Origin of the sequence: Parablautia sp. Marseille-Q6255 (genome assembly GCF_951230155.1) — a bacterium.
In the GTDB taxonomy this organism is placed as follows: Bacteria; Bacillota; Clostridia; order Lachnospirales; family Lachnospiraceae; genus Choladousia.
Genome location: NZ_CATNVD010000003.1, coordinates 213130 through 238210, shown reverse-complemented (window position 1 = coordinate 238210; position 25081 = coordinate 213130). Strand labels below are relative to the sequence as shown.

The 25081-nt window shown below is 45.3% G+C and carries 24 protein-coding genes; 22 read left to right on the top strand and 2 right to left on the bottom strand.

The window, feature by feature from the left end; all coding sequences use genetic code 11:
• Positions 1-369: 369 nt before the first annotated feature.
• From QOX44_RS04570 to QOX44_RS04500, 15 genes are all read left to right on the top strand, one after another.
• A complete protein-coding gene (locus QOX44_RS04570; protein ID WP_283681622.1) occupies positions 370-1731 on the top strand; it encodes an alpha-amylase family glycosyl hydrolase in 1362 nt (453 codons plus the stop codon).
• Positions 1732-1809: 78 nt separating this feature from the next.
• Positions 1810-3786: a 1,4-alpha-glucan branching protein GlgB gene (gene glgB / locus QOX44_RS04565; protein WP_283681596.1), complete on the top strand. Its 1977-nt coding sequence runs from the start codon at positions 1810-1812 to the stop codon at positions 3784-3786.
• 131 nt (positions 3787-3917) lie between these two features.
• On the top strand, positions 3918-5009 hold the full coding sequence (locus QOX44_RS04560; protein ID WP_283681593.1) for a PucR family transcriptional regulator: 1092 nt from the start codon (positions 3918-3920) through the stop codon (positions 5007-5009).
• Between the two features lie 314 nt (positions 5010-5323).
• A complete protein-coding gene (locus QOX44_RS04555; protein ID WP_283681591.1) occupies positions 5324-5836 on the top strand; it encodes an A24 family peptidase in 513 nt (170 codons plus the stop codon).
• Positions 5833-6840, top strand: a complete 1008-nt coding sequence (locus QOX44_RS04550) for a hypothetical protein (RefSeq protein WP_283681588.1) — start codon at positions 5833-5835, stop codon at positions 6838-6840. Before QOX44_RS04555 ends, QOX44_RS04550 begins: the two co-directional genes overlap by 4 nt.
• Before the next feature lie 3 nt (positions 6841-6843).
• Positions 6844-8067 (top strand): CpaF family protein, encoded by a 1224-nt coding sequence (locus QOX44_RS04545; RefSeq protein WP_331488319.1) that lies wholly within the window; start codon positions 6844-6846, stop codon positions 8065-8067.
• Positions 7983-8816, top strand: coding sequence for a type II secretion system F family protein (locus QOX44_RS04540; RefSeq protein WP_283681586.1), 834 nt, complete (start codon positions 7983-7985; stop codon positions 8814-8816). The genes QOX44_RS04545 and QOX44_RS04540 overlap by 85 nt, the downstream gene beginning before the upstream one ends.
• Before the next feature lie 2 nt (positions 8817-8818).
• Positions 8819-10177, top strand: coding sequence for a type II secretion system F family protein (locus tag QOX44_RS04535; RefSeq protein ID WP_283681585.1), 1359 nt, complete (start codon positions 8819-8821; stop codon positions 10175-10177).
• A 28-nt stretch (positions 10178-10205) separates the two neighbouring features.
• Positions 10206-10373 carry a Flp1 family type IVb pilin gene (locus tag QOX44_RS04530; RefSeq protein WP_283681583.1) on the top strand — a complete coding sequence of 56 codons (168 nt, stop codon included), beginning with the start codon at positions 10206-10208 and terminating at the stop codon, positions 10371-10373.
• A 9-nt stretch (positions 10374-10382) separates the two neighbouring features.
• Positions 10383-11906, top strand: a complete 1524-nt coding sequence (locus tag QOX44_RS04525; protein ID WP_283681580.1) for a DUF5702 domain-containing protein — start codon at positions 10383-10385, stop codon at positions 11904-11906.
• Positions 11907-11952: 46 nt separating this feature from the next.
• Positions 11953-12888 (top strand): TadE family protein, encoded by a 936-nt coding sequence (locus QOX44_RS04520; protein WP_283681577.1) that lies wholly within the window; start codon positions 11953-11955, stop codon positions 12886-12888.
• Between the two features lie 52 nt (positions 12889-12940).
• Positions 12941-13399: a prepilin peptidase gene (locus QOX44_RS04515; protein WP_283681575.1), complete on the top strand. Its 459-nt coding sequence runs from the start codon at positions 12941-12943 to the stop codon at positions 13397-13399.
• A complete protein-coding gene (locus QOX44_RS04510) occupies positions 13396-13845 on the top strand; it encodes a TadE family protein (RefSeq protein ID WP_283681572.1) in 450 nt (149 codons plus the stop codon). The genes QOX44_RS04515 and QOX44_RS04510 overlap by 4 nt, the downstream gene beginning before the upstream one ends.
• Positions 13842-15281, top strand: a complete 1440-nt coding sequence (locus QOX44_RS04505; RefSeq protein WP_283681570.1) for a DUF6382 domain-containing protein — start codon at positions 13842-13844, stop codon at positions 15279-15281. The genes QOX44_RS04510 and QOX44_RS04505 overlap by 4 nt, the downstream gene beginning before the upstream one ends.
• A 152-nt stretch (positions 15282-15433) precedes the next feature.
• Positions 15434-16042: a rhomboid family intramembrane serine protease gene (locus tag QOX44_RS04500; protein WP_283681569.1), complete on the top strand. Its 609-nt coding sequence runs from the start codon at positions 15434-15436 to the stop codon at positions 16040-16042.
• 20 nt (positions 16043-16062) lie between these two features.
• Here the strand turns inward: QOX44_RS04500 and QOX44_RS04495 are convergent, their stop codons facing one another.
• Entirely contained in the window at positions 16063-16800 is a 738-nt protein-coding gene (locus QOX44_RS04495) for a sensor histidine kinase (protein WP_283681568.1), read from the bottom strand.
• Positions 16801-16969: 169 nt separating this feature from the next.
• Here QOX44_RS04495 and QOX44_RS04490 point away from each other — a divergent pair, with 169 nt between their 5' ends.
• Both QOX44_RS04490 and QOX44_RS04485 read left to right on the top strand, forming a co-directional pair.
• Complete coding sequence (locus tag QOX44_RS04490; RefSeq protein ID WP_283681618.1) at positions 16970-17374, top strand: HIT family protein; 405 nt, start codon at positions 16970-16972, stop codon at positions 17372-17374.
• Positions 17375-17426: 52 nt separating this feature from the next.
• On the top strand, positions 17427-17951 hold the full coding sequence (locus QOX44_RS04485) for an RNA polymerase sigma factor (protein ID WP_283681567.1): 525 nt from the start codon (positions 17427-17429) through the stop codon (positions 17949-17951).
• Positions 17952-18030: 79 nt separating this feature from the next.
• On the opposite strand, the gene QOX44_RS04480 is transcribed toward QOX44_RS04485, so the two are convergent.
• Entirely contained in the window at positions 18031-19098 is a 1068-nt protein-coding gene (locus QOX44_RS04480) for an undecaprenyldiphospho-muramoylpentapeptide beta-N-acetylglucosaminyltransferase (RefSeq protein ID WP_283681566.1), read from the bottom strand.
• A gap of 169 nt (positions 19099-19267) precedes the next feature.
• Here QOX44_RS04480 and QOX44_RS04475 point away from each other — a divergent pair, with 169 nt between their 5' ends.
• The 5 genes from QOX44_RS04475 to QOX44_RS04455 all read left to right on the top strand — a co-directional run bounded on the left by QOX44_RS04475 (position 19268) and on the right by QOX44_RS04455 (position 25078).
• Positions 19268-20239 (top strand): DUF4367 domain-containing protein, encoded by a 972-nt coding sequence (locus tag QOX44_RS04475; RefSeq protein ID WP_283681565.1) that lies wholly within the window; start codon positions 19268-19270, stop codon positions 20237-20239.
• Positions 20240-20306: 67 nt separating this feature from the next.
• Positions 20307-20789, top strand: a complete 483-nt coding sequence (locus QOX44_RS04470) for a DUF6147 family protein (protein ID WP_283681564.1) — start codon at positions 20307-20309, stop codon at positions 20787-20789.
• 138 nt (positions 20790-20927) lie between these two features.
• Positions 20928-22001, top strand: coding sequence for a hypothetical protein (locus QOX44_RS04465; RefSeq protein ID WP_283681563.1), 1074 nt, complete (start codon positions 20928-20930; stop codon positions 21999-22001).
• Between the two features lie 261 nt (positions 22002-22262).
• Positions 22263-23879 carry an MBL fold metallo-hydrolase gene (locus QOX44_RS04460; RefSeq protein ID WP_283681561.1) on the top strand — a complete coding sequence of 539 codons (1617 nt, stop codon included), beginning with the start codon at positions 22263-22265 and terminating at the stop codon, positions 23877-23879.
• Positions 23876-25078 (top strand): transglutaminase domain-containing protein, encoded by a 1203-nt coding sequence (locus QOX44_RS04455; RefSeq protein ID WP_283681558.1) that lies wholly within the window; start codon positions 23876-23878, stop codon positions 25076-25078. The genes QOX44_RS04460 and QOX44_RS04455 overlap by 4 nt, the downstream gene beginning before the upstream one ends.
• The last annotated feature ends 3 nt before the right edge of the window (positions 25079-25081 follow it).

The following is a 25081-nucleotide window of genomic DNA, read 5'->3' as shown; positions in this document are numbered from 1 at the left end:
CGCTCTGAGGTGGCAGGGCTCGTAGCCGGGAGAAGATTGCAGAGAGGAGGAGCGGAAAACAAAGAGCCCATTTATGGGCGGATTTGTTAGACGCTGTATTTATAGGGCGACAGCCCGTGACCGAAGAGAAGCGAAGCGCTCTGAGGTGGCAGGGCTCGTAGCCGGGAGAAGATTGCAGAGAGGAGGAGCGGAAAACAAAGAGCCCATTTATGGGCGGATTTGTTAGACGCTGTATTTATAGGGCGACAGCCCGTGACCGAAGAAGCGAAGCGCTCTGAGGTGGCAGGGCTCGTAGCAGAGAGAAAGCTGCCGGTAAGGAGAAGAGTCGCAGAGGTGAAGGAGAAAAAAGAAAAAAGGAGACGTGTAGAAATGAACTATTGGTATGATCATGCAGTATTTTATCATATGTATCCGCTTGGTTTAAGCGGGGCGCCTTTTGAAAACAGACAGGAGGAGCTGGTGCACCGTTTTGACGGACTTAGGAAATGGCTTTGGCATATCAGGAATCTTAATTGTGATGCAGTTTATATCGGCCCTCTGTTTGAGTCGACGACACATGGATATGATACCCGGGATTATAAGTTGGTAGACCGCAGGCTCGGGGATAATGATGATTTTAAAAATTTTGTTGCTTATGCACATGAGCTGGGGCTTAAGGTAGTAGTGGATGGGGTGTTTAATCATACTGGACGAGAATTTTTTGCATTCAGGGATATTCAGGAGAATCGGGAACATTCAAGGTACTGCGGGTGGTATAAGGGTATTAATTTTGGCTGGAACAGTCCATACAATGACGGATTCGGATATGAAGCGTGGAGGAACTGTTTTGAGCTTGTCAATCTGAACCTGCAAAACAGGGAAGTGAAGGATTATCTCTTTGATGTGATCCGTTTCTGGATCCATGAATTTGATATTGATGGTATCCGTCTGGATTGTGCAGACTGCCTGGATTTTGATTTTATGAAAGAAATGCGGTGGATGACTACGAAGGAAAAGGCTGATTTCTGGCTGATGGGAGAGGTGATCCATGGCGATTACGCACGCTGGGCTAATGACGAGATGCTTCATTCTGTGACGAATTATGAGCTGCATAAGGGGCTGTATTCCGGACATAATGACCACAATTATTTTGAGATCGCGCATACAATTCGCAGGCAGTTTGATGAGAATGGCGGTATCTATAAGGGCAGAACACTGTACTCCTTTGTTGACAATCATGATGTAGATCGTATTGTATCCAAATTAAATGACAGACGTCATTTAAAATCTGTATATACACTTTTGTACACTCTTCCGGGAAATCCCTCCGTTTATTACGGTTCTGAGTGGGGAATAGAGGGAAGAAAAGCACAAGGAGGAGATCCTGCGTTGCGTCCACAGCTTGTTTTGGAGGAAATGGAGGAGAACCCGCCGGTAGAGTGGCTGGAGTCTTATCTGGCTTTTCTCGGAAGGTGCAGAAGGGAACATCCGGTGATCGGAAATGGACGTTATAAGGAGCTGCTGCTTACAACGCGCCAGTATGCTTATGCCCGGCTGGGAGAGGAGGAGAGTGTACTCGTGCTTGCAAATAATGATGAAGGGGAAGCCTATCTGTCTGTACCGCTTCCCGTGCATGCGGAGCAGATTGTCAATCTTGAAACTCTGGAGACAGTAAATGAGCAGGAGGGAAGAGTAAATATGACACTTCCGGCAGGCGGCTGCGCACTGCTTTTGCTGAAAAGCAGAGGTTAACGACAGAAGAACGGAAGAGGAAAAGAAAAAGTTTTTTGAAGTGGTTAGGATAATATTTTAGGAAATGGAGACGAGGATATGGAAGGGAGAACGAAAAAAAAGCAGGTGGAAACAAAGACGACAGGAAAGAAGGGCAGCAGGCAGGCGGGAGGAAAGCAGAAGGACGACTTTATTACAGAGCTTGACCAATATCTGTTCGGGCAGGGGACGCACTATGATATATTTAGAAAGCTCGGCGCTCATCCGATGGAATATAACGGAAAAAAAGGTACACATTTTGCCGTGTGGGCACCGAATGCAAAAGAGGTATATGTAATAGGCTCTTTCAATGAATGGGAAGAAACGAGCCATCCGCTGGAGAGACTGGACCCGCTGGGCATTTATGCAGCATTTATCCCGAATGTCGGAGTCGGTGAGCTGTATAAATATCTGATTATTACGCGAGACGGGAAAAAATTATATAAGGCGGATCCGTTTGCAAATTATGCAGAATTTCGTCCCGGGACAGCTTCCCGAATTGCAGATATTTCAAAATTGAGGTGGTCTGATTCTACATGGATGGAGAAAAGAAAGATGTTTGATCAGGACAGCAGTCCGGTCTCTATCTATGAGGTACATCCGGGGAGCTGGAGGAAACATCCGCATGGAGAAGAGGAAAGCGGATATTATAATTACAGAGAATTTGCGCATGCTCTGGTAGATTATGTAAAAGATATGGGATATACGCATGTGGAGCTGATTGGTATTGCAGAGCATCCGTTTGATGGCTCCTGGGGATATCAGGTAACGGGATATTATGCGCCGACTTCCAGATATGGGACGCCTGAAGATTTCGCATATTTTGTTAATTATCTGCATCGGAATAAAATAGGTGTGATCCTTGACTGGGTTCCGGCTCATTTTCCACGGGATGCGCAGGGACTGGCTGATTTTGACGGAACCTGTCTTTACGAGTATGCAGATCCAAGAAAGGGAGAACATCCGGACTGGGGTACCAAGATTTTTGACTACAGTAAAAATGAGGTTAAAAATTTCCTGATCGCTAATGCGATTTTCTGGGTGGAGCAGTTCCATGTGGACGGACTGCGTGTGGACGCAGTAGCCTCTATGCTGTATCTTGATTATGGAAAAAGCGATGGGCAGTGGGTTGCAAATAAATATGGAGGTAATAAAAATCTCGAGGCAATCGAGTTTTTCAAGCATCTCAACAGTCTGATGACCGGAAGATATCCTGGTATTATGATGATCGCAGAGGAATCTACGGCGTGGCCGAAGGTGACGGGGAAGCCTGAAGAGGACGGGCTTGGATTTACTATGAAATGGAATATGGGATGGATGCATGATTTTCTTGAATATATGAAGCTGGATCCCTATTTCAGAAAATATAATCACAATAAAATGACGTTTGCCATGACCTATGCGTATTCGGAACGATATGTGCTGGTTTTATCGCATGACGAGGTTGTTCATCTGAAATGTTCTATGATTAATAAGATGCCGGGAGAATATGAGGACAAGTTTTCAAATCTCAAGGCAGGATATTCGTTTATGTTCGGGCATCCAGGAAAAAAACTGTTGTTTATGGGACAGGATTTTGCACAGTTTCAGGAGTGGAGCGAGGAGCGGGAGCTGGACTGGTATCTGCTCGGGGAAGAAAAACACCGTCAGCTGCAAAATTATGTGAGAGAGCTTTTACATCTGTACAAAAAGACACCGGCAATGTATCAGGCGGACTGCGAGCCGTCAGGCTTTGAATGGATCAATGCAGATGACAGCAGCCGCAGCATTTTCAGTTTTGTCCGCCATTCCAGAGATCAAAAAAGCAATCTGCTTTTTGTCATTAATTTCACACCTGTAGCCAGACCGGATTATCGGGTCGGTGTGCCAAGAAGAAAGCAGTACCGCCTTGTTTTAAACAGCGATGACGCGCGCTTTGGCGGCAGTGGAAAGGAGCAGCCGGAGGTATATCGTGCAGTGAAGAAAGAGTGTGATGGAAAAGAGTTTTCTTTTGCATATGATCTGCCGGCATACGGTGTAGCTGTATTTAAATTCTGACAGACAGTATGCCGATCCGGTGTGTGCACAAAAGATTCGGTTGTAAAAATGCACAAAATACGGTATGATTATGGGGATTACAAACGCGTATGAAAGAGTGACAGTTAAATTTTAGAGAAGAGGGCGCATATATGATTTCCAGTCAGGTAATACAGAATACAATTGATGAACTGCATACAATAACGAAGGTCGACTTTTCCGTAATGGATATTGAAGGAAATGAGGTGGCTTCCACGATGCAGGGAAGCGAGCTGGATACTCAGGCAGTCGTATGGTTTGCGGGATCCCCGGCGGACAGTCAGGTCATCCAGAATCTTCATTTTTTTAAGGTATTTGATGATAAAAAGCTGGAATACATACTGATATCCAAAGGAGCACCGGAAAGTGCGTATATGATGGGGCGTGTGGCAGCTTTCCAGATCCAGAATCTGATCGTTGCATACCGGGAACGCTTTGATAAGAACAACTTTATTCAGAATCTTTTACTGGATAATATGCTTGCGATCGACGTTTATAACCGGGCAAGAAAGCTTCATATTGATGCAGAGGCACGGCGGATCGTGTTCCTTATCGAGACAAAATACGAGAAGGATAATGCGGCAATGGAGATTGTAAAAAATCTTTTTGGCAGCAGGACGAAAGATTTTATTACAGCTGTTGATGAAAAAAGTATTATTCTGGTGCAGGAGCTGTCTGCAGAGCAGGGGTATGATGATGTAGAGCAGACAGCGAAGGTGCTTCGTGATATGCTTAATTCAGAAGCAATGTCCAGCGTAAAGATTGCATATGGAACGATTGTCGGAGAGATCATGCAGGTGTCAAGATCTTATAAAGAAGCAAAGATGGCCCTGAATGTGGGAAAGATCTTTTATATGGAAAAGACGATCGTGGCATACAATACGCTGGGTATCGGGCGTCTGATCTATCAGCTTCCAATGCCTCTTTGCCGGATGTTTATGAAGGAAGTATTTCCGCCGGATGTGATGCCTGATTCGTTTGACGAAGAGACTCTGACAACGATCAATAAATTTTTCGAAAATAATCTGAACGTATCTGAGACAGCGCGGCAGCTTTATATTCACAGAAATACGCTGGTATACAGACTGGAGAAGCTCCAGAAGAGCACAGGACTGGATATTCGGGTGTTTGACGACGCACTTACATTCAAGATTGCTATGATGGTCGTGAATTATATGAAATATATGGAGACGGATATGGAGTAATTGTCAGAGACAGAAACGGGTCTGGCATAGTGAAACATGTAGCCTGATCCAGAATTTGAAATGCTGCATAAAAGTCACAAAATATTTATAAAAGTTATCAAAAACATATTTACAAATCTCAAAAAAGTGATATAATGTATCTTGTCAAGAGAAATAGAGCTTGGCAGGATACATTTTTTATTTTATCAGATCCATGTTCTGTGGATCAGTGATCTTATGTAGAATCAGTTCCGTATAACGTTCAGGCCGGATCGGCCGCAGTATTTTCAGATGGAGCATCAGTTTCATACGAGGAAAGGAGGAATGTCATTTATTTGAAGGAAATTCAGATTTTTTCTCTCTTATGCATTACAGGCGCAGCGCTGCTTTCAGACCTCAGAGAAGGTATTATACCAAATGCAGTGGTGACCGTAGGGCTTTTGTGGGGACTTTCCTACCAGGGGATGACAAAAGGAGCCGCGGGAATACTTGTCTATTTGGGAGGAGCGCTTTTGCCGATCCTGCTGTTCGGAGGATTTTATTATTTCCGTATGATAGGAGCAGGAGATATCAAACTGATGTGTACAATAGGTGGATTTCTTGGACCATCTGCATGTTTTGCATGCATCTCAGCGACGATTTTTATAGGAGGCGTGATTTCAGCGGGGATCATGCTGCGCAGTCACAGCTTTCTTTGTCGCCTGTTCTGCTTTGCAGAGTATATCAGGACTTATTCAAAAGAAATGGAATGGAAGCCGTATCTGGATGATACGCCGCAGGATGCAAGATTTTGTTTTTCTATCGCGGTATTTTTGGGTACGCTCTGTTATATAGGAGGTTTAATTTGAAAAAAAGTATATTTGCGGTCTGTGATCTGGAGGCATCCTATGCATGCAACCTCATGGACTATTTGAATGAAAAAAAGACCACTCCATTTGAGGTGCAGGCATTTACGAATGTGGAGAGCCTTCGACAGTTTGCAAAGGATCACGAGATAGAGATATTACTTATTTCTACCAGAGCAATGTGCAATGAGATAAGGGATCTGCCGATCAGCCGTACGATCATTCTCTCAGAAGGGGAACAGCTTTCGGATCTCGAGGAATATCCCTTTGTATATAAATATCAATCCTCAGATCAGCTACTCGCCGAGGTGATGGAGTATTATTCCGTAGGCGATCCCAAGCCGCATATTATGGGACTGCAGATGGGAAAGACAAAAATATATGGTGTTTATTCTCCGATAGGAAGGACAAGAAAGACTTCGTTTGCCCTGGCGCTTGGAGAGATATTAGCAGAGACGAAACAGGTTCTCTATCTGAATTTTGAGGAATTTTCCGGGTTTGAGGAGCTGTTTGGCATAAAATATAAATCCGACCTTTCTGATCTGATCTATTTTTTACGCGAAAAGGAGGGTGGGCTTGTATACCGGTTAAATTCAGTGATACAGACATTTCATGAACTACAGTATGTCCCGCCGGCGTTATCTCCGGCAGATCTGAGAGACGTCTCAGGCGAAGAGTGGAGCCGTCTGCTGCAGGAGATCACCGGCTATTGTGATTATGATGTGATCATTTTGGATCTGAGTGAGCAGGTGGATGAGCTGTTTCAGATACTGGCACAGTGTGACCGTATTTATATGCCGATACAGGAGGATCTGATCTCCGAGGCAAAAATAAAACAATATGAGAAACTGGTGGGAATGCTTGAACTGGATGATGTAATTGCAAAGACACGCAAGATACGGCTTCCCATGCAGCCGCTGCTAAGAGAAAATGGAGATCTGACGCAGCAGCTTGTATGGGGAGAGATGGGGAATTATGTCAGAAGGCTTTTATGGGAGGAGGAGTAGTATGTGGAAGAACAGAAATTTGCTTTGCTCCGACAAAGGCTGATGGAAAATCTGGAGGAATATCGTGAGATCCAGGATAAAGAAATATATCGGGTGATTGATGAGCTGATCCTCCACGGTGGCAGTGATTTTTATGTGCCGCTTTCTGAACGTGGTCCGCTGCGGCGGGATCTGTTTAATTCCGTAAGACGGCTTGACATTTTGCAGGAGCTGATTGATGACAATACGGTGACAGAGATCATGGTAAACGGAACAGAGGCTGTTTTTATTGAGCGGGAAGGGAGGGTTACAGCATGGGATAAGAGGTTTTTTTCACAGGAGAGGCTTTCTGATATCGCACAGCAGATAGTGGGACAGTGCAACCGCATGGTGAATGAGTCTGTACCTATTGTAGACGCTCGATTGGAGAATGGGGCGAGGGTCAACATCGTGATGCCTCCGGTCGCGCTTAATGGTCCGGTTATTACAATCCGCCGGTTTCGAGATCAGGCGATCACAATGGAAGAGCTGATCCAGTGGGGAACGGTATCAAAGGAAGCAGCACTGTTTTTGGAAAAGCTGGTATGTGCAGGATACAATATTTTTATTTCCGGTGGCACTGGGTCTGGAAAAACGACCTTTATGAATGCTCTTTCCAATTATATTCCAAAGGATGAGCGGATTATTACAGTGGAGGACAACGCTGAGCTTCAATTACAGGGAATTAAAAATCTGGTGAGGCTGGAAGCACGAAATGCAAATGCGGAAGGAGAGATGGCTGTTACGATCCGCGATCTGATCCGGTCCAGTTTGCGTATGCGGCCGGATCGGATACTGATCGGGGAAGTTCGGGGAAGCGAGGCGATCGATCTTTTACAGGCTTTGAATACGGGGCATGACGGATCCATCAGCACGGGGCATGCCAATAGCCCTGGCGATATGCTGGCAAGACTCGAGACGATGGTGCTTATGGGAATAGAGATACCATTGTCTGCAGTCAGGCGTCAGATCGCATCAGCGATAGACGTGATCATCCATCTCGGACGACTGCGGGACCGGACGAGAAAGGTTCTGCAGATCATTGAGATCCTTGGCTATAACGGTGAAACGGGAGAGGTGCAGACACAGACTTTGTATGAATTCCAGGAGGAGGGTGAGGATGCATGTGGCAGGATAAGGGGAAGTCTCAAAAAAGGCAATCTACTGCAAAGACGGCAGAAGCTTCAAAGAGCCGGATTGCAGATATAGAAGAAGGCAGGCCGGACTATCGGATATACAGGCTGAGTGCTTCGGAGTGTGTACGATTTGAAGCAATATATCTGCTGCTGGATGTGGCAGTCAGCTATCTGTTTTTTGAATCGGCACTTGTATTTGTATTGCTGCTTCCCGGGAGTGTATGGTTTATACGTGAATGCAGTAAAATGCTCCAGAAACGGAGAGCAGAACAGATAAAAAAACAGTTTATGGATGGAATACAGATGATGGCGGCATCGCTTCAGGCCGGGTATTCAGCTGAGAATGCGCTCAGAGAATCGATAAAGGAGCTGGTAAAGGTATATGAACCAAATGCGATCATTATCAGAGAATTTCGCCTGATCAGTGCACAGCTTTCTATGAGCCGCAGCCTGGAAGAGCTGTTTCTGGATTTTGGGAGGCGCAGTGCGGTGGATGATATCCGAAGCTTTGCGGAGGTACTTTTGACAGCGAAGCGTTCAGGGGGTGATCTTTTAGCTGTGATCAGAAATACTGTTTTTTGCATACGACAAAAGCAGGAGACGCTTCAAGAGATAGAAACCTCTTTGTCAGGAAAGATTATGGAGCAGAATATTATGAGCATGATCCCGATTTTTATTCTTGCTTATATTAAATTGACTTCTCCCGGTTTTCTTGATGTGATGTATGGAAATCTGACCGGAACGGCAGTGATGACAATATGCTTTCTGGTGTACGTGGGTGCGTATTTCTGGGGCAAAAGGATTGTCCGGATAGAGGTGTAGGATTGAATAAAATAAAGAAAATTTTTTTACGGATGGGTGAGTTTCTGGTAGATCTTTTAAAGCTTGATCGACCGGGAAAGGGGAAACTGGAGCTGCAGCAGGAGATCATTTCTTTGTCTACAGGGCGGAAGTCATCAGTCAGGATGCATTATATAAAAAAGGCGGCAGTATTTCTTGCGGTACTGACAGCGGGACTGATACTTTGCTTTATTTGCCTGGCAGTATATCTGTCAGGAGAAAAGGAGACGAAGATGCAGACACTTGCGCGCCCCGGTTATGGGGAAGGTGACAGAAAAGAGACGTTGACGGTACAGATAGAAGGAGAGGAGGAAAAGGAGATAAATGTAAATATTCAGGAGCGTAAATATACAGATGCCCAGAAGAAAGCGTTTTTGGAGGGCGCTCTTGAGGAGCTGGAGAAAGTGCTTCCAGGGGAAAATGATTCTCTGGATGAGGTGAGAAGAGATCTCGTATTTCCTGACAGCTTTCAGGATGGAGCGGTAAAGGCAAGCTGGCTGACGATCCCATACGGAGTGATCGGGGAGGATGGAAGTCTGACAGGGTCTGAGGATGAAAATGGTACGCAGGTAGAGATACAGGGAACTCTGACCTGCGCAGGTATGGAGATGACACATACCGTATTTGCCAGGGTTTTTCCACCTGATCTTTCGGAGCAGGAGCGGCTGTTCCAGTCTGTCAGCAAAGAGGTGGAGCAGGCGGATGCCAGAGACAGTCACAAAAATACAGTTACGCTTCCGGAAATAGTAGAGAACAGGCGCCTGGACTGGATACAAAAAAAGGAAAACCCGGTTCTCTCTATGCTCATATTTACAGTTTTGACAGCAATCTGTGCCAGTTATGAGATGGACAGTATGGTACACAGGAAAGCAGAAAGACGCAGAGAACAGCTGCTGCTGGATTATCCGGATCTCATGTGGAAAATGACGATGCTTCTGGGCGCCGGACTTGGGATCAGAGGAATTTTTACGAGAATTTCAGAAGAGTATCTGCGGGAGAAAAGGATCAATGGAAAATACAGGCACATTTATGAAGAAGTCATGTATACGTGCTATGAGATGGACAGCGGAGTGCCGGAAGCTCAGGCATATGAGCGCTTTGGAAAGAGATGCCAGCTGCCGGAGTATATACGGCTTGGGTCAGTGCTGTCGCAGAATCTGAAGAAAGGATCCAGAGGACTGACACAGCTTCTGGAAACAGAAGCAGAGGCTTCTCTGAATGACCGAAAAAATCACGCAAGAAAAATCGGAGAGCGCGCAGGTACAAAACTGTTATTTCCAATGATGCTCATGCTCGGAATTGTTTTTGTTATTCTTATGGTACCGGCTTTTCTGTCATTTTAACAGTAAAGGATGAGGAAAGGAGGAGGCTATGCTGCATTTCAGATCATTTCTAAAGGAAGAATCAGGAGTTGGAGTAGTCGAGATCATACTGATTCTGGTGGTACTTATCAGTCTGGTTTTAATATTTAAAGGTCAGCTGACCGATCTGGTCAAACGTATTTTCGGAAAAATTACAAGTCAGAGTAACAGTGTATAAGGAGAATAGATGGACAGACAGGGACAAAAAGGATCTATAACGGTATTTCTTTCTCTTGTATGTATTTTATTTCTGTCTTTGATCTGTGCATCCGTGGAATCAGCCAGAGTACAGGGGGCAAAGGCACAGTCGGCGAATATAGCGGGTATGGGAAACTTTTCTCTGTTTGCGGAATTCGACAGAGAACTGCTGGAACAGTACAATATTTTTTCTCTGGATGGAACGTATGGAAACGGAACCTTCCAGATAGATAAAGTAAATGAACGTTTGAAGCATTATATTTCCTACAACACAGATCCTCGTAAGGACGTATTTTCATCGCTGGCCTTTGATCCCTGGCAGCTGGAGCTGACAGACAGTGATGTATCGGAATATGCGCTTTTGACAGATCAAAAGGGCGAGCCATTTTATCAGCAGGCAGTATCCTATATGAAAACGAATACTGCTTTGCTGGCGGCGGATAGGCTTTTGGAATATACAAAAGATACAAAGGAGATTGAGACGTGGCAGGAAAAATATGAAGAAAGTAAAAGAACGAATGACAGTCAGATGTCTGGTATGGAACAGGAAAAGCAGGAAAAACTGGAGCAGATTGAGTCAGAGGCAGAAGCCGCAGGGGACGTGGCGGCAGAAGTGACCGAAGAACCAGAGGGAAACCCGCTTAGGGAGATTATGAAGCTTCGTAAGAAGAGCACGCTGTCCATTGTGACATGGGACAAAGAAATATCAAAGAAGCACGTGGAGGTAAGGGACTTTCCATCCAGGAAAAGAAATCGAAAAGGCAATATGAAAATCAAAAAAGAACACAGTGGACTGATAGGCGATGTGGTCTTCCGGGAATATCTGATGATGCACTTTCCCAATTATCTGGATGATAAAGAGGGACATGCGCTGGATTATCAGCTTGAGTATATTCTGGGAGGAAAAAATACGGATGAAAAAAATCTGAAATATGTAGTACACAGACTTTTACTGATCAGAGAAGGTATGAATTATCTGTATTGTCTGAAAAGTCCCGGGATTGCAGCCTCTGCAGAAGGGCTGGCAGTTTCTCTGACAGGATTTCTCGGGCTTCCTGCGCTTACAGCAGCTACGAAACATGCGCTTTTACTGGCATGGTCGTACGGAGAAAGCCTTATAGATGTCAGGATCCTTCTTGATAAAGGAAAGATACCGATCTTTAAGGAAGATTCAGACTGGGCGTTGTCCATAGAAAATCTGAGACGGATCACAGAGGTTTTGCGGGAAGGCGCAAAGAGTAAAGGAAGGGGGCTTACGTATGAGGAATATCTGAGAGTCTTACTGAATATGAGTTCTGTTTCCTCACAAAAAATGAGGGCGCTGGATATGATACAGGAAGAGCTGCGCCACAGTACGAACTCGGCGGGCTTTCGGGCGGATAACTGTATTGTGGCAGTAAAGACAGAGACACAGTGGAAATGCAGCCCGGTATTTTTCAGCTTGCCGAGGGCTGTCATGGGAGTACATGGAGCAGATACTTCATTTTCAAAAACAGGAAGTGTAGCCTACTAAAGAAAACGCAGACAAGGCAGGTATAAAAAAAGCGGGGTGAAAAAGGGTGGTCCTGTATTTCGCAAAAAAAATATATGCAAATATCATTGTCAGAAAAGACATCTTAACAACAAATCTACATACAAAAAAAATAAGAAAGGCAAAACTCTCTCCCCCTAGACCGAATGCGCAGAAACGGGATACAGGAACATCCTTTTTTGCCCCGCTTCAGGGCTCGCTGACGATAGAGGCTGCACTGATACTGCCGATATTTCTGTTTTTTATGATTGCGGCAATACAGTACGCTGCTGTGATGGAGACGGCTGTTAAATTTGGAAGCGCCCTGGCGGATACCGGAAAAAATATAGCAACTGCGGCATATGTCGCAACGTATGGGGGCGAGACAAAGGAAGCCCCGGAACTGGCAACCGCAGCGCTGTCAGCGGCGTATGCCAAAAGCAGAGTTACCGCACAGGCAGGGGATACTTCTACTGTAAAAAATATGAATATGCTGTTGTCGACATTTCTTCAGGAGGAGGATGAGATTGATCTGGTACTGACATATCAGATTCGCTCTCCAATAGGAAGCGTCCGGCTGCCAGGCAATTTTTTTATCCAGCGGGCCAGACTGCGCGCATGGACAGGGCGTATTCCGGCCGGAGAGAAAAATGGGACCACAGGCGAGGATACGGCGGAGGACTATGTTTATGTAACAGAGACAGGGACAGTATACCATGAAGATCCCGAGTGTACACACCTGCGCTTATCAGTTCAGGCAGTTGATATAGGAGCGCTTGCTACCCTGCGTAATAATCACGGAGCTATTTATCATAATTGCGAAAAATGTGCCAGCCGGCCGGGAAGCAGTACCGTATATATTACAGAGGAAGGAAACAGATATCACAATTCTATCAGCTGCAGCGGATTAAAACGAACAGTACGGCAGATATCAAGAAAAGAGCTGGGCGGTATGAGGGTATGTTCCCGGTGCAAAAGAGGCTGAGGGAGTCAGTGTATAAAGATCGGGAGCAGTTTGCCGGAGCATGGAGGACAGGATGTATCAGAGCATAATAACAGGGGCGGCATTTGTGATATGCACAATAACAGATATCAGACATCGGAAGGTATATAAACGGACAGCAGTCCTGTATTTTTTACTGGTGGCAGTCGGACAGGCAGCCGGTCTTGTTTTTGAATTTATAGAAAAAGGTGCAAAGCAGGCAGGGATGTCTGTAGCAGTATTAGCTGCAGGTCTGATCCCGGGCATTGTCTGTTTTGTTGTTTCCTGGATCAGCAGACAGGAATTGGGATATGGGGACAGTATACTGATTATGATATGTGGATTTTCTCTCGGTTTTTGGCCGTGCATGTGGATATTATTTACTGCGCTTTTTTGGTCAGCAATCTGGGCGCTGATATTATTGTGTCGCAGGCTGGAACGAAGGCGAGAGTTTCCGTTTGTTCCGTTTTTACTGATCGGTTATGTGATCCAGAGTGCCGGAGGTGGAGGATGAAGAAGAATTTTTTGAAGGGAAGCTATACAGTGGAAGCAGCAGTTTTGTTTTCTGTTACTGTTTTTATTATGGCAGGTTTGATTCTGTGTACTTTTTATCTGCACGACAAAGCAGTATGCCAGAGCGCGGCATGCGAAGCGGCAGCATCGGGAAGCAATTTTTTCCTGCAAAAAGACCGGAGTCATGCGGCAGCGCAAATAAAAAAACAGTTTAAACAGGAACGATTGTTAGGCGGGCGTGAGCTGTCCGGACATACAGCAGCAGGGAAAAAAGAAGTGTCAGCAAGGTGGAAGGCAGTGTATCCGGTGCCGGGAGCAGTTGTGCAGTATTTTGTGGGAGATCGTCTGGAGATTGATCGCTCGTGGACGTGTAAAGTAGTGCAGCCCTCAGATACGATCAGAAAAATAAGAGGAGCGGCAGGGCTGCTGCTGGGAGGAGAAACGTGAAGGCGGCGTATAAAAGAGACTTACAGAACAATTATCTGGTGCTTTCTGTAGATAGAGAAGAAGGCGAAGACGGATACCAGCTTCGTATGGCAGAAAATAATGAGATTACAGGGCTTCTTCCTTTTCACAGCGCCAGGACCGATGGAGAGCTGCAGCTTTATTATGAGATTACATCAAAGCAGTCTATAAGCAGTCTGTATGAAAAAAGACTTATGGGATGGAAGGACATTATATTTGTTCTGGAGGGATTGAAAGAGGTTCTGGAAGGATTACAGAAATATCTTCTGAATCCGGCGCAGCTGGTTTTTTATCCGGAATATATTTATACAAATGCCGATCGCAGGACTGTTTTTTTATGTTATTTTCCAGGTGCGCAGGCGGAGACATCTATTGTATCAATGGCAGAATTTATTTTAAAACGGCTGGATCATGAGGACAGAAATGCGGTAGAACTTGGTTACAGCTTTTATCAGAGGATTTCAGAGGAAAATTTTAGTCTGTATAAAACGCTCAGGGAGCTGCTCATTGAAATGAAAAGCCTGGAGCATCCGACTGACCGCTGCGAAATGCAGCGATCGGATGTGAAGCCTGGCGGAGAAAACAGTACGCCCGGAGTATACAAGGAGTATGACAGAGAAGAAAGAAGTACACAGAAAACACTGCCGGAGAGAAAAGCAGAAAGAGAAGAAAAAACAGAAAAAGGCGAGGCAGGGATCCACACAGACGGAGCTGCGCGGTATAAAGAGGATGAGGGATATGAGGTAACACATAAGGAACGAAGAGGCAGACACAGCTGTGCCAGAGACAGAGCAGATAAAATATTTCGTGTTGTGCATCCTGCAGTTCTTCTTTCCGGATTGCTCTTTTTTGCGCTTCTTGAGGTGGCATATTATTTTGGAGCGATCGGTTTGACAGAAGCCGGCGGTATTTTTTTTCTGATCGTATCTGCAGAAATGCTGCTGAATAAATATCTTTCAGACCGCAGCAAAAAAGGAAGGAAGGCGCAGTGGGCAGAGGAGGAAGAGGATGAGATGTATCGTATCCTTCAGGAAGAAATGTATGAGGAGGCGCCGCCGGAAGAGAAGATAGAAGAAACGCAATATCTGGCAGTCACGCCGGAGGAGCGCAGTCTTCGGCTGATTTCTGTACGGCCGGAAGGAGGAGCAGGCAGATTTCCTGATATCTGCCTGAATACCGCAACCCTATATGTGGGAAAAATTAAAGGTGAGGCAGATATACTTCTGGATTCGCCTACGGTAAGCAGAGTACATGCCCGTCTGGAAAAGAAAGAAGGCAGGTATTTTGTCAAGGATCTGAACAGTAAAAATGGAACTTTTTATAATGGTAAACGGCTGGAACCACAGGAACAGTGCGAAATTGCAGTGGGAGACAGGATTGCATTTGCAGAAATTGAATATCAGGCTGTTCAGTTGTAAGACCGCGTGAGGAAAGGTGTGCCTGGATTTTTAAATATTACAGGATCACGGTTGTAAATAAACAGGTCAAACGGTATAATAAAGCGTATGGCGGGCGAAAGGAAGAAAGCCGGAGATACTCGAGAGGAGACCGGCTGGGAAAGGAAGCGCTTATGCAGGAAATTATATCGTTTATACGGGAAAAGCAGCCGGTGAATAAGGCTATTGTTGCAGCTAATATTATCGTATTCCTTATTCTGAGTATAATGGGAGATACGCAGGACGCATGGTTTATGGTAAATCATGGAGCATGCTATGCGCCATTTGTAATAGAATATCAGGAGTACTATCGCCTGTTTACCTGTATGTTTTTGCATTTTGGAGTGGAGCATTTATTTTATAACATGCTTCTCCTGATCTTTTTAGGTGATACGTTGGAAAAAACTGTCGGGAAGCTTCGGTACCTGATCATTTATCTGCTGGGCGGTCTGGCCGGGAATATCGTATCCATATGGGCAGGCTTAAGAGGTGAGGATTATGCAGTATCTGCCGGAGCTTCTGGGGCTATATTTGCAGTAATAGGAGCTCTGATCTGGATCGTGTTTAAAAACAAGGGCAGACTCGAAGGATATTCCACACAAAGGCTGCTGCTGATGGCAGGTCTGTCTGTGATCAATGGTCTGATGGAGACCGGTATTGATAATTGGGCACATATCGGCGGTCTGGCAGGAGGTTTTCTGTTAGCGGTTCTTCTTTACAGAAAGAAAAGGCTGGAAGCCTGAAACGGTATCGCCGAAAAGGCTTATGTGCTGCTTTCACATAATGGAAGATGCAGGCAAAAATGGGTGTATGTATCAGGCTGTACGGTGCAGGTATTTAATGTAATGTGTCCTCCGTGCTGCTGTGCGATACTTTTGGCAATGCCGAGTCCAAGTCCTGTACCATGCTGCTTGTGCGTGATAAATGGTTCAAAGAGTGTTTCCATATAGGTATCGGGGATGCCGGGACCATTATCCTGTACATGGAAGCAGATCTCTGCGTCATTCAGATCTGCAAAAAGAAAAATGGTCCGTTTTTGCGGCAGCACAGAAACTGCATCCACTGCATTTAAAAGCAGGTTGACGATCGCTTCTCGCAGCTTGTATTTGTCCGCAAAAAGCTGGATAGGGGCTGCATTCCGATCAGAGGACAGGATGAAATTGATATTCTTTTCCTGCATAAATGAGGTAAAAGAATTTTCTATTTCTTTTAAAAAGTTTTCGACAGTAAAATATGAGCGGCGGATCACGTCAATATTATTAAGAGCAGACATATCCTGAAGAAGCGAGAGGATATCCCCCAGATCCTGTTTTATCTGAGGCCACAGGGGCGAGGTCTGCAGATCCGGATACTCTTTTTCCAGTAATTGAAGAGAGCTGTTGACCAGCGTCAGCGGATTACGGATTTCATGAGAAAATTTAGAAAGAAGTTTTTTGTACTCTGCCTTTTGCTGAGAAATTTTTGTAGATTCCAGTTCACAAGATTTTTCTGATAATTCCATGATATATACTCCTTGTAACAGTCAATAGAACGATACCCAGTGTAACATTTTATAACAAAATTATCAACGATATTTTGTTGACAAATTCTGACATACTTTTTAATATAGATACTATAATATAGTCAGGCTGTTGTAGGAAATGCAGCAGTAAAGAAGAAAGAAGGAGAAAATATTGGAAAACAATTGTATTTTTTGTAAAATCGCAAATGGGGAGATTCCCTCAGCAACTTTGTATGAGGATGATATGTTCCGTGTAATTCTTGATCTGAATCCGGCGGCCAAGGGACATGCGCTGATCCTTCCGAAAAAGCATGCAGCAGATTTATTTGAACTGCCGGATGAGACAGCAGCAAAAGCAATCGTGCTCGCAAAGAAGATCGCAGGAGTGTTAAAGACGGGATTGCATGCAGATGGAATAAATCTGGTGCAGAATAATGGAGAAGCTGCCGGACAGACAGTATTCCATTATCATATGCATTTGATTCCACGCTATCAGGGAGACAAAGTAAACATAAACTGGGTGCCAGGTACACTGACAGAAGAAGACAAGAAGGAGATATTGGCGCTGTTTTAAAGGATCGAAAGCCGGGAACGGTTCCGGAACACGAAAGACAAGGGATAATATCATGAAAAATAAACGGTTTGAGGAATATTTTTTGAGGTACAAAAACCTTATTATCAGAATCGTCATGAATAAAACAGGAGATTATCAGGCAGCGCAGGAAATATGTCAGCAAGTATTCATTTCATTCTATAAAAATATGGACAAGGTATCACCAGAACTGGTGAAGGCATGGCTGATTCGCAGCACACAGAATGCAGTCATTGATTACATCAGAAAGAACAAGACAAAAGAGAAAATTTTTACAGATACGTCATGTGTAAAGGACGGTAATATTCTTGTAGAAGAGAGTGTTGAGCTTTATGAAAAGAAGCGCAGCAACAGAGAGTTTGTCGGACGCATTTTAAGGGAGGTAAGAGCAGTAAATGAGCAGTGGTTTGAGGTATTGATGATGCACTGCGTAGATGGGCTGTCTTACGCGGAGTCTGCAAAGAGGTTAAATATCTCAGAGTCTGTTCTTAGAGCAAGAATGTATCGGGCCAGAGTCTTTATCAAAGAAAAGTTTGGAGCAGAATATCTGGAACGGTAAGCAGTACACAAAAAGTGTTGTAAAATACGAAAGAAGAGTGTATCGTATTTTACAACACTTTTGAGAAAAACAGAAGCTGTTATTTTGAGATGGTCGTTTCAATCAGCGAGACGATCGTGCTGACCGCGTCACTGGAGCTGCTTTTTTCCATGGCAGTGATATATGTCTGCCGGTTATCAAAAAGTGAGGTAATTTTTTCAAGAAGCAAATCAGGAGTAATCTGTTCTTCTTCCAGCATATCGCTAAATCCCTGCTTTTTAAATGATTTTGCATTTAAGATCTGATCTCCGCGGCTGGCGGCAGCAGACAAAGGGATCAGCAGAGCCGGTTTGCGCAGCTCCAGAAGTTCACAGATCGCGTTTGCTCCGGCTCTTGAGACGACTACATCAGCAAGAGCAAACAGATCAGCAAGCTCCTGCTTAATATATTCATACTGGACATATCCAGGTGTACCTGCAAACGATTCATCTATATTACCTTTGCCGCAAAGGTGGATGATCTGAAATTTTTGCAGAAGCTGGGGCAGGATGCTGCGCACTGCATTGTTCACAGCAACGGATCCCAGACTGCCTCCGATAATGAGCAATACTGGCTTATCAGCAGAGAACCCGCAGAATTTAAGTGCGGCCAGGCGGCTTCCGCTGCGCAGTTCTGAACGGATCGGACAGCCGGTGACAACCGCTTTTCCTTCAGGGAGGTGAGAAATTGTCTCAGGGAAATTACAGCAAACCTTTGAAGCGGCAGGAATCGCCAGCCGGTTTGCAAGTCCCGGAGTCATATCAGATTCATGAATAATAACAGGGATATGCAGGTTTTTTGCAGCCTGAACAACAGGCACTGTCACAAAGCCTCCTTTTGAGAAGATAATATCCGGTTTTAACTGTTTTAACAGTTTTTTTGCCTGAAAGAAGCCCTTCGCAACACGGAATGGGTCAGAAAAGTTTTTCAGGTCAAAATAGCGCCGTAATTTTCCTGAGGCAATCCCGTGATAGGAAATCCCCATTTCTTCTATCAGTTTTTTTTCAATGCCATCGTAGGAACCAATATATTGAATATCGTATCCGAGCTGTTTGAGCTGAGGGACAAGTGCGATATTCGGAGTGACATGACCGGCTGTGCCGCCGCCGGTGAGAATGATTCGTTTCATAACGTGTGTCCTCCATATTTATTTTAAATTCATTTGCATCCGCTCCATACAGCCCGGTATATGAAACATCTCTGTGCAAAGCTGCAGCAGACGAAGGGCTGTATATTATGGCTGCTTACACTACAGTTTACCCGCTATTATAAAAAAGTCAAGAAGGGACTTGCCAGCTATGGAAAAAGACAATAAGAGGCAGGATGAAAAAAATAAAATCACGTCATTTGCTATTACAGAGGAGATGCTTTCTGATCCGGAGATGGATCTTTTGTTAAAGGAGGGGATGATCCGCGAAGCAGATGAGATGGAGAAAGAGCTGAATGAAGATGAAGCACTCAGAGGCGTAGGAGTGTCAGATGATCTGTTTGAGGTGATCGTGGAGAAGCTGAGAGAACAGGGAGCATGGGAGCGGGAAGGAGAAGAAGAAGGAGAAGGACAGGAAAGCCCGGACAGCATTTATCAGCTGCTCTCCGAGGAAGACCGCCTGAACATAGAGGCCGGAAAAAGATATCGCAGACAGAAGGAAAGAAAAAAGCAAAAAAGAGTCAGACGCGTCAAAGTATGGAAAAAGTGCGGTATCGTGGCAGCAGCGGCTGTGTTTATCGTTGGACTTGGTATGACGAGTGAGGCAAACCGAAGACTGATGCTACAGGCATGGGATGGGATGATGTATAATCTTAATTTCCGATTATCAACAAATTATTCGAGTGAAGAGCTGGTCAGAAGCAGATCTCAGGACGAGATAGCGGCACTGGAGACGATAAGAAAAACGCTGGGAACAAAAATTATTGAGTTTGAGTATTTGCCTGAGGGAATTCAATATACAGGATACGATGTGATGGAAAACAGCAAGGAGGCTTATATTTTTTATTCCTGGAAGGATAAGATTATCAGTGTTTGCATTACTTATATGCCAAATACAAATAGAGATGGTTCCGTGTATTTCGTTTTTGATCAGGAGGCAAAGCTTGTTGATGTAATAAAAAATGAACAAGATCTGGAATTACATATTTTGGAAACAGGTGAAGGGATAGAAAGGAAGATGTATGCAGCAGAAATATGGCATGAGGACTTCCGCTATTTGATAAATGGTGTAGATTCTTTGGATGAGATAAAAAAAATAGCAAAATATTCTATAATTTTATAAATTCCCGTCACATTCGAATCAAAAATTCGTTATGTATATATGTATTCTATGTGAAGGGAGAGAAAAAATGAGAAAAAAGATAAGATTATTTTTTATGGCTGTTATGATGATTGCCTGCATGGGAGCAGGGGCTATTTCGGTATCCGCACAGGAGGATATTCAGACTGTGGATGGTTCGAGACTTACACAGGAGCCGTTTGCACAGGAAATTGCATATCCGACACTCCGGGGCAAGTACTTTGGAAATGGCGGAGGCGGAATTACTCTGACAGGAAACAGAACTGTTTTATTGACCGGAAACACAGTAGCGCGCCAGACAGTGGATTCCGTAAAAGTGACGATGCACCTGCAGCAGTTAAAGAACGGCAGCTGGGTAACGATCGCTTCTTATGGACCGGTGACAAAAAGCAATACGTATTATGTTTCTGCAAGCAGGAGCTATTCGGTAGCAGGAGGATATTACTATCGCATGACTGGAAGCCATACGGTGATAGAGAACGGCGTGTTTGAATCCGCGGCAAGTGCCACAGATGGTATCTGGGTAAGCTGATGGCAGTTCTTGTCCGGGAGATTTTGGGAAACAGTTTTCCGGTATTTTTGTAACTTGGCAACAGTAACAACAATCAGCTGGATGCCTCTGGCAGGATTGTCCTGGGGCATCCGGATAATGTAAGGTGTGAGAAATAGTATGGATGTGAAACATTATCGCTTTTTGTATGGAGAGATGGATGGGTGCTTTATGCACTTTGGAGAAATACACGATACGAAAATGAGAAAGGAGCTTACATTTATATATCTGCGGGAAATTGACAGGCATGTGAATCAGGAGGAATCTGACCACACGCCTTTTTTGTTTCCTGAAAGAATCGATTTGATCATTTTGGGAAATGTAAATATATCTGTGCGGGAGGCGCTGAGAGTTATTTTATCACAGGCACGGGCAGATACACTTGTGGTGCCGGATGGCATTAATGATGCCGGATTTGATTTTGTACCTCCCGAGACGATCACGCTTTGCCTGTCTGTTGACGAACCGGAGCGGGCATATCGTTTCTGTGCGGCGGGATGGAAAATATTTGCAAAGTCATGTGAAAGAGGAACGGTGGTATTTGCGCACGGTCTGTCATGTACGGGGACAGATACAAGCGTGGCATCCCTGTATGATCTTGGCAACAGTATGCCGGGCGATGTTTTTAAGGCATGTGAAATGCAGATTGAGCTTTTTGACAGAAGCGAGTTACAGATCAGAGATCTGCGTGCAGGAAGCTGCGGTATTCAGATAGATGAAGGCGAAAGAAAGTATTGCCCGAATGGAGGCAGGAAAGATCTGGAGGAGACGGTCTGCACCGGTGAAAATCTGGAAGCTCCGTATAAAATCGGAACAGTTGCGCTGTCAGGAGAGATGAACCGGATCCGATCAAGAATGCTTCGGGCAGAGCTGGAAGAAAATATCCAGGGGATTTGTTTTGTGGCTCTGTGCGGAAAGGAAAAGGCAGATGACGGGTGTGATGCGGACAGTACAGAAGATAAGAACGGAAAGAAGGATGCACAGATCAGAAAAAATACAGGGCAGATCCAGGATTTTAACAGCAGACGCTGCTTTATCGGTATGGAAGGGGAGATAAAGGCAAATACGGCAGGGGAATACGGAGCCAGTATTCAGAAAAATGGAAAGAAAGCTACAGAAGGGAATACGCTGGCAGCGCTGCATGACGGGCAGATCGTCTGCTGCTGCGGAAGACTGATATATAACAGACCGTGAGCGCCTCAGTCGGAAAAAGCGTGCGGATGGAAACGTCCGGCCGGGGGCTGATACTCAAATGCAAAAACAGGGGGGATGGAAAAGAGAGAGGATATTACTGTGGCTTCATCATAAAATAGAAAGAAAGACAAAGGAACCATTTTAAAAAATCTTTAGAAAATCTTTTGATTTTTGTGTAGAGAAATTATCGGACGGATGATAAAATAAAGAAAAAAGAGGGGCTCTTTTGTTATATTTTCAAAAAGAAATGGGGTGCATGGTATGAAGCTTACTTTTTTGGGTGCAACGCACGAGGTGACAGGAAGCTGTTTTTTGCTGGATGCATGCGGAAAACATGTACTGGTAGATTGCGGGATGGAGCAGGGCCCGGATACATTTGAAAATATGGATCTTCCAGTGAATCCTGCAGAGATCGACATGGTGCTGCTGACACATGCGCATATGGATCACTCGGGGAAATTGCCGTTTTTGTATAAGAACGGATTTGACGGTCAGGTATTTGCGACAACAGCCACGGCAGATCTTTGTGAGATCATGCTTCGGGACAGTGCACATATCCAGATGTTTGAGGCTGAGTGGAAAAACCGGAAGGGAAAAAGAGCCGGACGTGAACCGGTAGAACCTCTGTATGATATGGATGATGCGATCGGGGTGCTTTCCTGTTTTGTACGGTGTGAATATGACAGGGAGATCATGATCGCTGACGGGATACAGATTCGGTTTGTAGATGCAGGGCATCTGCTGGGCTCCTCCTCTATCATCGTAAAGCTCAGAGAGGATGGTACAGAGCGGACAGTTGTGTTCTCCGGTGATATCGGGAACCTGCACCAGCCGCTGATCCGTGATCCTCAGTATATTGAGCATGCAGACTACGTGGTAATGGAGTCGACATACGGGGACAGAAGCCATGATGCGCCGGCAGATTATGCGACAGCGTTGGCAGAAGTGATACAGCGGACGTTTGACCGCGGCGGCAATGTAGTAGTACCGTCCTTTGCAGTGGGGCGCACACAGGAGATGCTTTATTTTATCCGTCAGATCAAGCAAAATGGCATGGTCAAAGGGCACGACGGATTCGAGGTGTGGGTCGACAGCCCGCTTGCAAATGAAGCGACCGGGATTTTCCGCGAGCATATGTTCAATGACTTCGATGAAGAGGCATTGGAGCTGCTGCAAAAAGGGATCAATCCGATCGGATTTGCCGGACTGAAGACGTCTATTACCAGCGATGACTCCAGAGCGATCAATGAAGATATGCGGCCCAAGGTGATCTTGTCGGCAAGCGGAATGTGTGATGCGGGGCGCATTAAGCATCACTTAAAGCATAATCTGTGGAGAAGAGAATCTACGATACTGTTTGTAGGCTATCAGGCAGTCGGTACGCTGGGGCGCGCGCTGCTTGACGGTGTGGACAGCGTCAGGCTGTTTGGTGAGGAGATCGATGTAAAGGCAGAGATATGCCGGCTTCCGGGTATCAGCGGCCATGCAGATAATCATGGACTGATCCGCTGGATCAGCGCTTTTTTGGAAAAGCCCCGGAAGGTATTTATCGTACACGGGGAGGATACGGTATGCGAGGTTTTTGCAGACCGTCTCAGAGATGAGCTTGGGCTTGATACGTATGCGCCGTATTCCGGAGCCGAATTTGACCTGGCAGCAGGAAGGATCACAGCAGAGCCGGAGCCGGTACGAAAGAAAGCAGAGGCGGTCACTGCCGCATCAGCGAAGGTGACAAAGACATTTGCACGGCTTTTGGCAGCGGGACAGCGCCTGATCGGTGTGATCCGTCAGAATGAAGGCGGCGCCAATAAGGATCTCGATAAATTTACAAGAGAGATCCATGCGCTGTGTGACAGATGGGAAAGAAAGGATTTATGAAAAAGCTTCAGATAAAAAAGATATTGCGGCGCACAGTCTGGTGCGCCGCAGCGGCTCTGTGCGTGGCCGCAGTATTTGCATTGGGGGGATACGAGGTTATACAGCGTGCCGGCTATCAGCTTTCCGGGGCAGATCTTACGACCTGGGAGGAGGCTGCACTGGAAAAAGGGATCGTTTCGGAAATAGAAGAATATCATTATGCGCAGCTGAGGGATGACCTGAGAGAGGTATACCGGGAGATGTATGTGCACATGATGCAGAATGAGGATTCGGGAAGTGTGTTTTCTTCCGTCAGCGTGGAGGATTTCTGGACGGTTTATTATGCTGTCCTGGCGGATCATCCGGAAATATTCTGGCTGGGGACGAGTGTGCAGGTAGAGGAGGCGGGGCTGATCGGAAAGGTTGTATCCTATACGCTGGAGGCAGCAGTACCGGTGGAGGCGCGTCCTTCTATGAAGGAAAAGCTGGAGGCTGCGGCAGATGCGTGCATCCGCGGGATTTCACCGGAGGCATCTGAATATGAGAAAATAAAATATGTATATGAGTACCTGATCGATACGGTCGAGTATCAGAACGGAAGCGCAGATTCTCAGAATATACAGAGTGCGCTGCTGTACCATACATCTGTGTGTGCCGGGTATTCCAAGGCATTTCAGTATATCCTGCACCGGATGGGGCTGTTTTGTACATATATAACCGGGCAGATCAGAGACGGCGGCGATCACGGCTGGAATATGGTCCGCATCGATGACAGGTATTATTATGTGGATGTTACGTGGGGAGATCCGGTCTTTGCGAATCAGGTCGGAGAGCGGTCAGAGGGAAATCTGAAGAATTATAATTATCTGTGCTGTACAGAAATGGATCTGTTTAAGACACATGTGCCGGATGATTCGATGAAGCTTCCAGAGTGTATTTATGATGATTATAATTATTACCGGCTAAATGGCTGTTATTATGAATCTTTTGATTATGACAGAATCTATCAGGCTGTCATGCAGTCCGTCTGGAATGCGGAGCCGAATCTTGTGCTGAAGTTCGCAGATCAGGAGGCATATGATGAGGCAAAATATGAGCTGTTTGAGCGGGAACTGCTGCAGGATGCCGGACAGTATCTGATGGAAATAAATGGAACAGATACGTGGAACTATCGTTATCATACGGATGACAACTTTTATCTGATCACTATTTACTGGTAGGAG